At 72.1% G+C, this 12,068-nt stretch carries 11 protein-coding genes and 1 pseudogene; 6 read left to right on the plus strand and 6 right to left on the minus strand.

Annotated elements, in window-relative coordinates; translation table 11 throughout:
* Position 1 precedes the first annotated feature (1 nt).
* Both ABZS69_RS33565 and ABZS69_RS33570 read right to left on the minus strand, forming a co-directional pair.
* Positions 2-1,573 (minus strand): AMP-binding protein, encoded by a 1,572-nt coding sequence (locus tag ABZS69_RS33565; RefSeq protein WP_355379370.1) that lies wholly within the window; start codon positions 1,571-1,573, stop codon positions 2-4.
* Positions 1,574-1,657: 84 nt separating this feature from the next.
* Positions 1,658-1,819, minus strand: coding sequence for a hypothetical protein (locus ABZS69_RS33570; RefSeq protein ID WP_355379371.1), 162 nt, complete (start codon positions 1,817-1,819; stop codon positions 1,658-1,660).
* 25 nt (positions 1,820-1,844) lie between these two features.
* On the opposite strand from ABZS69_RS33570, the pseudogene ABZS69_RS33575 reads away from it, so the two are divergent.
* The 5 genes and pseudogenes from ABZS69_RS33575 to ABZS69_RS33595 form a co-directional block, all read left to right on the plus strand.
* Positions 1,845-2,327 (plus strand): annotated as a pseudogene (locus tag ABZS69_RS33575) (transposase); the annotation flags it as partial.
* 142 nt (positions 2,328-2,469) lie between these two features.
* Entirely contained in the window at positions 2,470-2,703 is a 234-nt protein-coding gene (locus tag ABZS69_RS33580; RefSeq protein ID WP_355379372.1) for an acyl carrier protein, read from the plus strand.
* Positions 2,704-3,175: 472 nt separating this feature from the next.
* The gene (locus tag ABZS69_RS33585; RefSeq protein WP_355379373.1) at positions 3,176-4,141 is read left to right on the plus strand and encodes a hypothetical protein; all 966 of its coding nucleotides are present in this window, start codon (positions 3,176-3,178) and stop codon (positions 4,139-4,141) included.
* The gene (locus ABZS69_RS33590) at positions 4,138-6,009 is read left to right on the plus strand and encodes a N,N-dimethylformamidase beta subunit family domain-containing protein (RefSeq protein ID WP_355379374.1); all 1,872 of its coding nucleotides are present in this window, start codon (positions 4,138-4,140) and stop codon (positions 6,007-6,009) included. Before ABZS69_RS33585 ends, ABZS69_RS33590 begins: the two co-directional genes overlap by 4 nt.
* Positions 6,010-6,025: 16 nt before the next feature.
* Positions 6,026-6,256, plus strand: a complete 231-nt coding sequence (locus ABZS69_RS33595; protein ID WP_355379375.1) for a hypothetical protein — start codon at positions 6,026-6,028, stop codon at positions 6,254-6,256.
* 44 nt (positions 6,257-6,300) lie between these two features.
* Here ABZS69_RS33595 and ABZS69_RS33600 read toward each other — a convergent pair whose 3' ends face one another.
* Genes ABZS69_RS33600 through ABZS69_RS33615 form a run of 4 tightly spaced genes read right to left on the minus strand, consistent with a single transcriptional unit; the run spans position 6,301 to position 10,709 of the window.
* Positions 6,301-8,115 (minus strand): NAD-dependent epimerase/dehydratase family protein, encoded by a 1,815-nt coding sequence (locus tag ABZS69_RS33600; RefSeq protein ID WP_355379376.1) that lies wholly within the window; start codon positions 8,113-8,115, stop codon positions 6,301-6,303.
* Positions 8,100-9,032 (minus strand): methionyl-tRNA formyltransferase, encoded by a 933-nt coding sequence (locus tag ABZS69_RS33605; protein WP_355379377.1) that lies wholly within the window; start codon positions 9,030-9,032, stop codon positions 8,100-8,102. The genes ABZS69_RS33600 and ABZS69_RS33605 overlap by 16 nt, the downstream gene beginning before the upstream one ends.
* Positions 9,029-9,718, minus strand: a complete 690-nt coding sequence (locus ABZS69_RS33610) for a PIG-L family deacetylase (RefSeq protein WP_355379378.1) — start codon at positions 9,716-9,718, stop codon at positions 9,029-9,031. Before ABZS69_RS33610 ends, ABZS69_RS33605 begins: the two co-directional genes overlap by 4 nt.
* Positions 9,705-10,709, minus strand: coding sequence for an NAD(P)-dependent oxidoreductase (locus tag ABZS69_RS33615; RefSeq protein ID WP_355379379.1), 1,005 nt, complete (start codon positions 10,707-10,709; stop codon positions 9,705-9,707). The genes ABZS69_RS33610 and ABZS69_RS33615 overlap by 14 nt, the downstream gene beginning before the upstream one ends.
* 176 nt (positions 10,710-10,885) lie before the next feature.
* Between ABZS69_RS33615 and ABZS69_RS33620 the strand changes: the two genes are divergently transcribed.
* On the plus strand, positions 10,886-12,034 hold the full coding sequence (locus ABZS69_RS33620; protein WP_355379380.1) for an amidohydrolase family protein: 1,149 nt from the start codon (positions 10,886-10,888) through the stop codon (positions 12,032-12,034).
* Positions 12,035-12,068: the final 34 nt, after the last annotated feature.

The raw sequence follows: 12,068 nt of genomic DNA on the forward strand, positions 1-12,068 counted from the left end.
GTCACTCCTCTGCCATACGGCGCAGTTCCCGCTTGATGACCTTGCCCGCGGCGTTCCTGGGCAGGGCGTCCAGGGTGAGCAGCACCGTGGGCAGTTCGTGGCCGGCCAGCCGGGTGCTCAAGAAGGCCCGTACGTCGCTGAGCGCCAGCGGCCCGGTGGCCACCACCGCGGCGGCCACCGCCATGCCCATCACCGGGTGCGGCACCCCGAACGCCGACGCGTCCGCCACGGCCGGGTGCTCGTGCAGCGCCGACTCGACCTGGACCGTCGAGACCTTGAACGCGCCGGACTTGATCACGTCGCTCTCCCGGTCGACGAGGTACAGGTAGCCCTCGTCGTCCAGGTAGCCGAGATCGCCCATCCGCACCCAGCCATCCCGGAAGGCACCGTCCCCGCCTGTGCTCTTCCGGTCGTCGCCCATCGGGTCGGCGCTCTCCCGGCCGGTGCTCTTCCGGTCGTCGCTCTTCTGGCCGTCGCTCTTCTGGTCGAGGCTCTTCCGGTCGGCGCTGTAGTAGGCGCGGGGGTGGGCGGCGGCGCGCAGCCACACCTCGCCCGTCTCGCCGGGCGCCACGGGGGTGCCGTCCGCGTTCGCGACCCTGAGCCGGGAGCCGCCCGCCGCGCGGCCGAGTGAACCGGGCCGGTCCGCGTCGTAGATCATGATGGTCTGGGCCGGGGCGGCCTCGGTGGAGGTGTAGTAGTTCGCCACGGTCGCGTTCGGGAACGCGGCGGTCAGGCCGGCGGCGACCGCCGGGGGCAGCGCGGCGGCGGCCGAGCCGAGCAGCAGCACGCTGGACAGGTCGTGGCGCTCGTGCACGCCCGCGTTGAGGAGCTCGACGGCCATCGCGGGAACGACGAAGACGGTGCCGGCCGCGTACGCCTCGATCAGGGCGGCGAAGCGGGCCGGGGTGAAGAGCGGGAGCGTCACCACCGACGGGGCGGCGGTGAGGGCGTGGAGCAGCATCACCTGGCCGGCGTTCGTGCCGATGGGGAAGGCGTGCACCAGGTGCCGGGAATGGGCGAACGGGCGGCGCTTGGGGTGGACGGGCGGGGAGGTCAGGTTCGCGTGGGTGGCGGCGACACCCTTGGGGGTGCCCGTCGTGCCGGAGGTGTAGAGGATCTGGGCGAGCGAAAGCGGATCCAGGACCACCGCCTCCGGAGCCGCCGTCTCCGCAGCCGCCGTCTCCTCGCGGACGGCCGGTCCCGAGAGGAGCGTCGCTGACGGGATGGCGGTCGGCCCCGAAGGGAGCGCCGTGTTCCCGCCGCCGTGGACCACCGTCGCCGCGCCGCAGTCCTCGATCATGTACGCCAGCTCCGGCGGCGCCAGCCGGTCCGAGAGCGGCACCGCCACGCCGCCTGCCTTCAGCACGGCCATCCAGCTCACCGCGTAGTCCAGCCACTCGCGGGCGCCGAAGACCAGCGCGACCCGATCGCCCTTGAGCGGCCCCGGGAGCGCGCGGGCGGCGGCGGTCGAGCGCTCGTCCCACTCCGCCAGGGTCAGGCTGCCCTGGCCGGCGACGATCAGCGCTACATGGTCGGGATCGGTGGCGGCTCGGGACGTCAGGAGATCGGGCACTGGAAGGGCCGACGGAACCACCCCCAGAATTTTTTTCATCGTGCCGCTTGACGCTAGAAAAAATGCACACACGCGTCAAGCCCTTCAAGAGGCCTTGTCCTTCAGGCCGGGGGTGAATGCGATCCCCTTCACGAAGACCAAGTGGACCTGCAACGCCGATACGACCTGGCGCTCAAGTCGGCATTCCGCTTCCAGAGCCATGGACGGATTGATAATGCGTTCGAGTCGCTGAACGTAGTGGATCAAGAGCGGAGGGTGGTTGGATTTGAAGTTGCGCTACAACTACCGGCTCTACCCCGACGCCCACCAGCAGGTCATGCTGGCCAAGACGTTCGGCTGCGCGCGGGTGGTGTGGAACGACGCGTATGATCATCGCCAGTCGGCGCGGTTCAACGCCAACGCCTTCACCCTCACCGACCAGGGGCGGCTGTATCTGGCGAAGACCGGGGATGTCCAGGTGCGCTGGTCACGGGAGTTGCCCGCGGCGCCGTCCAGTGTGACGGTGATCAAGGATGCGGCGGGCCGCTACTTCGCCTCGTTCGTCATCCAGGTCCCCGAGGCCGGGCAGCAACTGCCTGAGGTTGACGCCGAGATGGGGATCGATCTCGGCCTGACCCATTATGCGATCTTGTCCACCGGCGAGAAGATCGCCAACCCGAAGTGGCTGCGGCGGCGGGAGAAGAAGCTCGCCCGCCTGCAGCGGGAACTGTCACGCAAGCAGAAGGGATCGAAGAACCGGGACAAGGCCCGGCTGAAGGTGGCCCGCCACGGCGACGTGGGGGAGTCCCCGGCGTTTACGCCGAGGAGGAAGTCAACTGCAGGCGCTTGCCGACGTCTGGCACCGCGTGACACACTCGCCCCGGATTCCCCGACGAGGGAGGGTTCACCAGGTGCTGATGGATGGGGAGCTTCACGAACGGCTCGCCGACATGATCGCCAAGGCCGCCGACGGGGCGGTCGATCCGGCCGAGGTGCTGTCCGGGCAGGCCCGGCTGAGCGATCTCGGCGTCACCTCGCTGGCCTATTTACGACTGATCGACGCGGTGGAGGCCGAGTTCGGGGTGGAGCTCGACCCCACGGCCCTCGACAGCCTGGACGCGCTGGTGGACTACGTCCGGCTCCATGGCTGACCCCAGTGAGCCGCCGGCCCGTGACGGGCCGCTGACCTGGGGGCAGCAGGACATCTGGCGTGCGGTCGTCGCCGCCGCGCCGCAGGAGCGTTACCTCAACATCGTCCGCTCCTTTGCCGCGCCCAAGCGCCCGGTGACCGTGGAACGGGCCGCCCTGGCCCTCGAACGGCTGGTCGCCAGGCATGAGTCGCTCCGCACCCGGCTCACCGGGCCGCGCGACGCGCCGCTCCAACGGGTCTGGCCGACGGCGCGCCCTCCGTACGAGGTGGTCGAATCGGAACCGGCCGCTTGCCCGGGGCCGGTCGGTCCGGGGCCAGTCGCTTCAGAGCCGGTCGCCTCAGGGTCAGCCGATTCTGGGCCAGCCGCCTCAGGGCCAGCCGCCTCAGGGCCAGCCGCCTCAGGACCAGCCGCCTCAGGACCAGCCGAGTCGGGCCCGGTCGATTCAGGGGTGGTCGGTTCGGGGCTGGTTGAGGTGGTTGAGGAGGTGGGCGAGCGGCTGGCGGCGGAGCCGTTCGCGTACTGGGAGGAGTGGCCGCTGCGGGTGGCGTTCGTGGTGGCTGGGGGATATGTCCGGCACATCGTCTTAGTTCTCTGCCATCTCGCCGCCGACGGCCACGCGGCCGAGCTCGTGGTCAAGGACTTCCGGCTGCTCCTGATCCGGGACTCGCTGCCGCCCCCGCGCGGTGACACTCCCCGGGAGCTCGCCGCCTGGCAGCACTCGCCCGAGGGACGGCGCGTGTCGGGGGAGGCGATCGGGTTCTGGCTGGCGGAGTACGCCCGGATGGACCCCGTGCCGCCGTCCTCGCACGTACCGGGGGAGCCGCGCTTCCTGGAGGCCACGATGCGCTCGCCCGCGCTGGCCGCCGCCGCGCAGGCGCTCGCCGCCCGCAACCGGGTCAGCTCCTCCACGGTGCTGCTTGCGGCGGCGATGCGGGTGGCCGGGGGGCTGACCGGGCAGCGGTTCTGCGGGATGCGGGTGATCGTCAACAACCGCTTCGCGGCCGCGCGGCGCGACGTGGTGTCCACGATCTCGCAGGAGGCGCTGGTGGTGCTGGACCTGCGTACGGAGTCCTTCGACGCGCTCGTACGGCAGGCGTGGGGGACGGCGCTGCGGGCGTACCGGCAGGCGCAGTACGACCCGTACGCGATGGAGGAGGCGGTCACCGGCGTGGGGCCGGGGATCCGGTCGTTCGGCTGCTTCAACGACCAGCGGCTCGTCCAGGAGGACGGCCAGGTCGACGCGATGGAGGGCAAGACGGAGGTGGCCTGGACGGATGCCATGGACCGCAACATCTGCGACTTCCGCCTGCACATCGGCGGCGAGCTGGGCCGCATGGAGGTCTCCTGCTACGCCGACACCGCCCTGTTGCCCCCGCCGGGCGTCGAACAGTACCTGCTCGACCTGGAAGGCCTGATCGTGGAGGCGGCCCGTACATGAGCCTGTACGCGGAGACGACGTCGTGCGCGCAGGGCGACGAGCTGCGCTTCCGGATCCTCGACTCCGGCGGCGGCCCGATCGTGGTGGAGGACGTGCCGTCGGGCCGGACCATCCTGGAGGACGCCTCGACCGGTGGGCCCCTCTGGACCTTGAAGATCGGCGACGACTGGCCCAGCTCCCTCTATCGAGCCATCTACCGCGATATTTCCGCATATTTCGTCGTACGTAGCTCGGTGCCCGCTTCGCCCATCCTCGTCTCGATCCCGTTCCCCACCTGGGAGGCGTACAACCGGCCCGGCGTACCCGGCGAGGGCCTCTACCAGTCGGAGCAGCCCGACCGCGCCGTCAAGGTCACCTTCGACCGGCCGGGCGCGGGGCCGCAGATCGAGGAGTGGGAGCTCGGCCTGCTCCGCTGGCTCGGCCCGGCGGGCTACACGGTCGACTACTGTTCGGGCCTGGACCTGCACGGCGGCCTGGACCTCCTCTCCCGCTACCGCCTCCTGGTCGTCAACGGGCATGACGAGTACTGGTCGTGGGAGATGCGGGACGCGGTGGAGACCTTTGCCCGCCGTGGGGGAAATATCGCCATATTCTCCGGCAACACCTGCTGGTGGCAGGTCCGCTTCGAGGACGACCTCCGTACCATGGTCTGCTACCGCGACGCCACCGCCGACCCCATGGCCGCCACCGACCCCGGCCGCGTCACGGTCGAATGGCCCAGCGACCCCGTCAACCGCCCCGAGAACACCCTCACCGGCCTCTCCTTCAGGAACGGCGCCGGCTGCTGGGTCGACTCTCGCGTGATGGCCCACGAGTCCTACACCGCCCGGTTCGCCGACCACTGGGTCTTCGAGGGCACGGGGCTCGCGGACGGCGACACGTTCGGGAGGGGCGCGCTCGGCTACGAGACGGACGCGGCCGACCTCGACTGGGTGGCCGGCGTGCCCCGGGCGAGCGGCCGCGACGGCACACCGCCGTCGTTCGTCGTCCTCGCCACGGCCGACCTGTCCCACTGGCGCCGCTACGGCAGGGGCGGGGCCGCCACGATGGGCCTCCACCGCCTCGGCGCCGGCACCGTCTTCAACGCCGGCACCATCAACTGGGGCAACACCCTCGCCGACCCGGCCCTGGCCACCATCACCCGCAACGTCCTCAACCGCCTCTCCCAGCCACCCGCCACCCCCACCTGGGACTCGATCGGCCCCATCCCACGCGTTGAGCCAGGTGGCGCCGCTGAGGTCGCCCCGTCGGCGGAGGTCGAGCCAGGTGGTGCCGTGGTCGTGCGGGCGCTCGTGTGCTGTGAGAACCGCCTCTACGCCGCGTGCTCGGACGGGACCCTCGCCGTCAGGGACGTGTGCGGCCAGAACCTCCCGTGGCAGGCGATCGACGAGACCGACGCGATCGCCCTCGCCGCGCCCCGGGAGGCGCACGGGGGCCCGCCCGCCGGGCTGTACGGCGTCGCCCCCGACGGCGCCATCCGTTACCGCGACCCCGTGCTCACCCGCACCCCTTGGCAGGACGTCAGCCGGGCACCGGAGGGCACCATCGCGCTGGCCGCCGTGGACGAAGGGCTGTTCGCCGTCACCGCCGCCGACGAGCTGTGGCACCTGCCCATCCGGCGGCTCGACGCCCACGACTGGAGGAACGTCGGCCCGGCCGCCGGAGCGGTGAGCCTGACCGCGATGAACGGCCGGTTGTTCGCCGTCTCCGCCGACCGGATCCTCGTCAGGACCGCCGAGCGGCACGAGGCCGGGTGGAGCGACCTGGGCCCCGCCGGAGGGCGCACCGCCCTGGCCGCCACCGCGGGACTGCTCATCGGCGCCGGACCCGACGGCGGCCTCCGCCGGCGGCCACTGTCTTCGAGATGAGGACCGCCAGCAGGGCGTGGTCACGATCTCCGCGCCCGGCCGCGGTGTCAGAACGCCTCAGGGCATCGGCATCGGCGCCACCCCCGCGCAGTTGAAGGCCGCCTACCCCAACCTGAGGCAGAACGCGCTGTACGGGACCTTCGCCACCGTGCCTGGCAACCCCAAGGCGTCCTACGTGTTCCTGATGTCGAAGAGGACGGTCCTCGGCGTGACCCTGGTCCTGACCGCTCAGGACTGCCTGAGATAGCTCGGCCGACCACGCCGGGAGGCCGGCCCGGCGGGACGGGAACGCTAAGGGCGGTCGCTCTCGTAGGCCAGCCACTGCGCGAACGTGTGCAGCCCGTAGTCCAGCGTCACACCCGCCCGCCACCCCAGCTCGGCCCCCGCCCGCTCGACGTTCACCAGCGGCCCGGGAGGCTCGTCGGAGGTCTCGGTGTCCATCGGCCGCACCGCCTTGGACACCGCCTCGGCCAGCTCGCTCATGCGCAGGCGCCTTTGGCCGGCGACGTTGTAGACGCGGCCCGCGACCCCCCGTTCCAGCGCCGCCAGCACCGCACCGGCGACGTCCTGTACGTGCACCAGCTGCACCGGACGGCCCGAAACAGGGGCGGGGCGGTTGAGCGACGACCGCAGCACCAGGTCCGCGACCGGCCCCCGCTGCGGCATGCCGGGCCCGTACGGCTCGCCCAGCCGCAGCACCACCGCGCCCGGCGCGGCCGCCTCCACGTGCAGCAGGGCCTGGGACAACGGCGTGGCGGCGGGCGACACGGGCGTCTCCTCGTCCACCCACTTCCGCTGCGGGTAGACGTGGACCGAGCTGAGCAGCACCCCGCCACGCCCGCCGGCGAAGGCCGCCCGCGCGAGCCGCAGCTCCTCCTCCGGGTCGGCGTCCGGGGACCAGCCGAGGGCGCACACGTGCACCACCGGCGCGCCGGAGTCCGTGGCGGCGAGACTGAGGCCCCGATCGGCGAGCGCGTACGTCAGGTGCTCACGGACGAACGTCTCGGCACCGCTCACAACCACCGCCGGGGCCACAATCGAGGGCGAGGCGCGGGGTAGGCGATCCTCCAGGCCCCCGCCCGCCCCCACCTCGTACAGGCCCGCCTCCAGGCCCGCCCGCGCCACCTCGTGCAACTCCCCAGACAGCCGCCCCAGCTCCCGCCCCGGCAGCTCATGGCACAACCCGCCCGGCCCCATCGTGGCCAGCGCCTCGTCCACGACCCGCGCGTCCCCCAGCTCGCGGCCCCCGTGCACGACCCCCATCGTGAACGCCGTCAGCCACAACCCCCCGTGCGGGCCCGCGCCCGCCCGCGCGAGCAGCGCGCCGGCGTCGAACCCCAGGCCCGCCAGGTAGTCCTCGCAGCGCAGGTCCCGCCACCGCCCCGACCCCGGCACCCGTACGGCGCACTGCGCGACGCCCCGCTTGAAGAACGGGATCGCCGGCAGATCGGCGAGCACGGCGTCCTCGCCCAGGCCCGCCAGCGGGTCGTCGGTGAAGAAGCACGGCGCGCGGCGCACCCCCTGGAAGTCGTTGTCCACCAGGCTCGCCAGGTCCTCGTGCTCGGCCAGGCTGGGCACCGCCACGAACACCGGCACCCCGGCCTGGCGCAGGTACCGCCCCATGAGCACGTCGTCGGGCCAGGTGTCGCCCCGGCCGGGGGCCCACCGCACGTACCCCTCGGCGACCTCCCTGGGCAGCAGCAGGGCGGCCACCGGCGTGTACTCGCCCGCCCCCGCGACCCACCGCGCCCCGGCCAGCGCCCCCTGGCGGGCGGCGGCGCCGTTGCGCGAGTTCCAGAACGCGAACAGGGCGAGCGCGGCGTGCGGCATGGCGCGGGCGGCGCGCTCGGCCCGTTCGAAGAACGTGCCGGAGAGCACCATGTCGTCGTGCAGCAGGAAGTGGTGGGTGGAGTCGCCAGGGATGCTCGACCAGGCCAGCAACGAGGTGCGGAACGCCGAGGGCCGTCCGCCCGGATCGGGGTCGGTGACGACGTCCAGCACGCCGCCGGCCAGCCGCGCCGCCGCCTCCCTGCGCCGGGGATGCGCCATCACGGCCCCGCTCAGCCGCACGTTCCCACGGCTCCCGGGGCTCACGTCCCCAGGCATGCGCCTACCGTCAGCTCGCCCGACTCCACGAGGTCCAGGGCGTCGCGCCGGTCCCCGCCCTCCCACTGCACCTCGCGTACGACCAGCAGCCCCGACCCGCAGGCCACCAGCACCCCGCCGACCCCGGTCGACCACACGGGGGCGAGCACGGCCCCGGCCGGTTCCGCGCCGCCGTGCTCGATGAGGTCCGCGCTGTGGACGTACAGCCGCCGCCCGGAGACGGACGTGAACGCCCCCGGATAGGGCGGGGCCAGCGCCCGCACCCAGTCGTAGAGGTCGGAGGCGGGCAGGGACCAGTCGATGACCCCGTCCTCGGGCCGCCGCTTCTCCCACCACGACCCGCCGGGCCCCTGCGCGCGCGCCACCACGCGTCCCTCCAGCAGCAGCGGGATGTACGTCGCCAGCAGGTCCACGTTGATCTCGGTGACCTTGCGATAGACGGCCCCGACGTCGTCGCGCCGGCTGATCGTGAACTCCCGCTGCGCGATCAGGTCCCCGGTGTCGGCCCCCTCGTCCAGGAAGAACAGGCTGACCGCGCTCGTCTCCAGCCGCTTGATGATCGTCCACGGCAGCGCGGCCCGGCCCCGGCCATGGGGCAGCCGCGTGGGATGCAGCCCGATCGACCCCAGGGGGCAGGCAGACAGCAGCGGCTCGCGCACCAGCTGCGACCATCCCGCGATCACGAACAGGTCCATGTCCTTGACCAGCTCGTATGCCTGCCCGTCGTTGATGTCGGCCGTCTCCAGCAGCGGGATGCCGTGCTTGTCGGACGCCTCCCGCAGCGGCGCGAACCCGGAGCGGTGCTGCAGCTTCGGCGGGTAGCCGATCAGCAGCGACGGCGGGGTGCCCTGCGCCACCAGCACGTCCACCGCCGGCGCGGCGAACTCCATCCCGGTGGCGAACGCGAACGTCTTCACAGGACCTCCCTCAGCACCCCGAACGCCTCCGCGTGAGTGACGCCGATCTCCGCTCCGCGTAACGTGGCCAGCGCCGTCACCGAATCCTCGCTCCTGATGTGCGGCGAGGGCCGGTGCTGGCTCTCGTACGCCCGCAGCGCCTCCAGCTTTCGGACCATATAAGCGGATATGTCGCAGTACACCGTCGAGCGGGGCATCGGCTCGGACGCCCATTGGATCTTCGACATCTCGTACATGAAGACGTTCGGCACCAGCCACTTGCCGAACTGCTGCGCGATCGGCCGGGCGGCGGCGAACCCGGCGTCGAAGACCGCGCAGTGGTCCTGGTCGTAGTCGGCGAAGCTGGGCAGGAGCAGCAGGTCGGGCCGCCGCTCGTTCAGGACCTGCTCGAACAGGTCCACCAGCTCCCGGCGCGGCAGCGTGTCGAGCCGCTCGGTCAGCCCGCGATCCCCGTACGCGATCTCGCAGGTGAAGCCGAGCAGGCCGCGCACGGCCTCGATCTCGTCCAGCCGCTGCTGGTAGGTCGTGGCACCGGCCAGCCCGTAGTGGCGCATGCCGTCCACCGCGAGATACAGGACGTGTACTTGGGCACCGAGCACGGCCTGCGCGGCCATCAGACCGGCACAGCCCAGGACCTCGTCGTCGGCGTGGGGGGAGATCACCAGGACGCGGTCAAAGCGGCGCATTCACTGCCCTTCGGTCCTCGCGGGCGCGGTAGTAGTCGGCGGTGTTCATGATCAGCTCGTCGAGGGTGACGCGGGGCCGCCAGCCCAGGTCGGTGGCCGTCCTGAGCGCCGGGATCTTGTGGAACGACTCCGCCTCGGCGTAGTGCGGCCCGTGCACGGTCCTGCCGTCCACGCAGACGATGGGGGAGGGGCTGCCGAGCAGGGCCTTGACGCGTTCGGCGAGCTCCATGACGGTGACGGCGTTGGCCGGGTTGCCGACGTTGATGATGACGTCGTCGCCGTCGAGCGCCGCGTCCATGTAGCCGATGAGGAAGGCCGTCAGGTCGCCGGCCGCCACGAACGCCCTGACCTGCTCCCCGCCCGCGAACACCGTGATCGGCCGCCCGGCGAGGGCCTGCTGCACGAACGTGGGCATCACGAACCCGCCCGCCCGCGACTGCCGCGCGCCCGCCACGTTGAAGGGCCGGATGACGATGCCGCGCAGCCCGTGCCGGCGGCTGTTGCAGACCATGGCCTCGGCCAGCGTCTTGGCGACGGCGTACTCGATGCGCGTGTTGTACTGGGTCGGCACGACGATGTCGTCCTTCTCGTCGAGCACGCCGCTGCGCCCGTACACCTCGGCCGAGCTGAACATGCACAGCGGCACCCCGGCGCTCGCGCACGCCTCGATGACCGGCGCGGTGCTGCCGATGATGTCGTGCCCGAGCCGCCCCGACCGCGCCAGGATGCTGGCCGGGCCCACGTAGGAGGCCGCGTGGATGACGCGGTCCACGCCCGCGAAGTCGCCGCCGGAGGCCAGATGGTCCTCCACGCGCTGCCGGATGACCGTGCAGCGGGGGTCGGCGTCGTAGTCCTCGCCGTCCACGACCGCCCCGGCGTTCGAGTCGATGATCCGTACGCGGTGGCCCGCCGCGAGGTAGGCGTCCACCAGATGTGAGCCGATGAAACCGAGACCGCCGGTGATGACTACTTCGCCACCTGGTGCTCGCACGGACCCGCCTTTCCCGCTAGAGGAAAACGGTCATTCTGGGACCTAGGCGGGATTAAAACAGTTTTCGTCTGTCTTGTCACCCATGGCCACAACTTTTCACCGCGGCGCGTGAACCCCTCCCGGCGCGGGTAGCTCCCTATCTTGACCGGGCAGGGAGACCTGGGGAGACACCACCGATGTCCAGTGAGCTCGACCTCATGCCCGCGGGCTTCGTGCGGGCCATCGACGAGATGAGGCTGGTCGACCACCACGTGCACGGCGTCACGTCCCACGACCTGTCGCGCCGGGCGTTCGAGGAGCTGATCACCGAGTCCGACCGGCCGGTGCCGTCGTGGATGACGCCGTTCGACTCGCAGGTCGGCTACGCCATCCTGGGTCACTGCGCGCCGGTGCTCGGGCTCGATCCGCACTGCACGCCGGAGGAATACCTGGCCAGGCGCGCCCGGCTCGGCGTCGACGAGACCAACCGGCTGCTGCTGGGCGCGAGCGGCATCGGGCACTTCCTGGTCGAGACCGGCTACCGGGGCGAGGAGCTGCTCGGGCCCTCCGGCATGGCGGAGGTCACGGGCGTGCCGGCCGACGAGGTGGTGCGGCTGGAGGCGGTGGCCGAGCAGGTGGCCGCCGGCGGGTGCGGGGCGGGCGCGTTCGCCGACCGGTTCGCCGAGGCGCTGTGGGAGCGCACGCGTACGGCTCGCGGGCTCAAGAGCATCGTCGCCTACCGGTACGGGCTCGACTTCGACCCGGCGCCGCCCGCGCGCGAGGAGGTCACGGAGGCCGCCGGGCGCTGGCTGGCCGCCGGGGGCGGGCGGCTGGCCGATCCCGTGCTGCTGCGTCACCTCATCTGGACGGGGCTGGAGCGGGGGCTGCCGCTGCAGTTCCACATCGGGTACGGGGACCCGGACGTGGACCTGCGCCGGTCGGACCCGCTGCTGCTGCGCGGGTTCATCGAGCTGGCCGAGCCGACCGGGGTGCCGCTGCTGTTGCTGCACTGCTACCCCTACCAGCGGCAGGCGGGGCTGCTGGCGCACGCGTACCCGAACGTGTTCTTCGACGTGGGGCTGGGCGTGAGCTACACCGGCGCGCGGAGCGTGGCGCTGGTGGCCGAGAGCCTGGAGGTGGCGCCGTTCGCGAAGCTGCTCTTCTCCTCCGACGGCTTCGGCCCCGCCGAGCTGCACTATCTCGGGGCGCTGCTGTGGCGGCGGGCGATGGCGCGGGTGCTCGGCGGGTTCGTGGCGGAGGGGGAGTGGTCGGTGGAGCAGGCGATGCGGGTGGCCTGGATGGTGGGTGCGGAGAACGCGCGCCGCGTCTATGACCTCGGAGGGTGAGGGCGAATGATGTTCCGCCCATGTGTGGACAGAA

It is taken from the genome of Nonomuraea sp. NPDC005650 (assembly GCF_040605375.1).
Taxonomy (GTDB): Bacteria; Actinomycetota; Actinomycetes; order Streptosporangiales; family Streptosporangiaceae; genus Nonomuraea.